This is a genomic window from Stenotrophomonas sp. P5_B8 (assembly GCF_054049855.1).
In genome coordinates this window covers 1-1,237 of record NZ_JBFULO010000696.1, presented here as the reverse complement: position 1 = coordinate 1,237, position 1,237 = coordinate 1, and the positions used below count along the sequence as shown (strand labels likewise).

Genomic DNA, 1,237 nt, shown 5'->3' with positions numbered 1-1,237 from the left:
ATATCAAAGATACGGCCAGTGTCAGAAGCTTTGACTAGGACAACGGGCTTATCCTCTGCCATTCTTATTCCGAGCTCAAACAGAACGTTTGGATTGTGATCTGTTAGATCCGCAATGACTAGGTCGGCCTCGAGCAACTCGTTGATGATGGTCGACTGAATGACGTCGCTGCCTTGCCTATTTGCAGTCTCCACGACGAAGCCCGCGCTAATTCCCGCAGGCGTCAACAGGCTGCGCAGGACTTCTGTAAAAAACCCTTTGGGGCGGCTGGGGTTTCTTTCTACAAAAGGCATAATGATGAATGCCTTGAGGGTCCGGTCGCTAGCGCCCTTGGGGGCACCCAAGATCACTGTCGAAGGACGTTCTCCAGTTGGAGCATCAACCGTGCCGTAGTCTACAGAGCCGTCCGTTATCCCCAGTTCGGTACAATTTTCTCGAAAGATCGTTGAAAATTCTTCATGATACCTGGGGGCCAATCGGAATTCTCGTTCCAGAGTATTGCCGAGATACTTCATTTCGGGCAAATTTGCACCCTTGTAGTGCTCTAGAACCCTGTCGAAGATGGGAATTCGTCTAAAGGCATCGACCTTTTTGGCGTGCTCCAATTCAGCGTTCGAGGCATACAGGATTTCTGTGCCCAATTCGGCGATAGATATTGCTGCGCTATCTCGAGTGCCTTCGGTTAGTCCGTAGTCGCGCGAAGCTGCGGTTAGATAGAAAAATTTTGCCGACATACCTAGACCGAGGGCCTTCGCAACCTCCGATGGCTGCCAAGGGTTTCCACCGTTGAAATCTCGAATAGCCTGAGCCACTCTCAACGCATCAATGACGGTATGTATGGGGTAGGTTCGTCTGCTGTCAGATCCGCCTGCTCGGCTACTTTCTTTATCACTCACCTTCTTTGGAGGTGCTTTACGAGACAAGGTTGCTTTCTTTGCGACCGGGCGCTTTACATTGGTTCCTTTTTTCTTCACGGACTTCTTGCTGCTACTCATTGCCAATTTTCCTGGACTGGTTGGAGGTAGTAGATTGTCGAAGACCTTCATTCCTAGGGATCCGCATGTGCTAGGTGGCTGTCATTAACAGTTCCTTCGATATGAGAGCTTTCCGAGGAGCGGATCACTTGCTCCAATGCCCAAGCACCCATTCCCATTGCTGACTCGAGTAGTCCCATCTCCAGTGAGCTCGCACCCATTTGGTCTTTCCGATAGGTCGGATGGTCTGGATGTTCTGGATT

The 1,237-nt window shown here is 50.6% G+C and carries 2 protein-coding genes; both read right to left on the bottom strand.

Annotation, left to right across the window (positions count from 1 at the left end):
* Positions 1-1,046, bottom strand: a 1,046-nt coding sequence (locus tag ACXJKH_RS20770; protein ID WP_457322219.1) for a hypothetical protein, incomplete at its 3' end; no start/stop codon positions are given.
* A 2-nt stretch (positions 1,047-1,048) separates the two neighbouring features.
* The coding region (locus ACXJKH_RS20765; protein ID WP_457322217.1) for a hypothetical protein at positions 1,049-1,237 on the bottom strand (189 nt) is incomplete at its 5' end.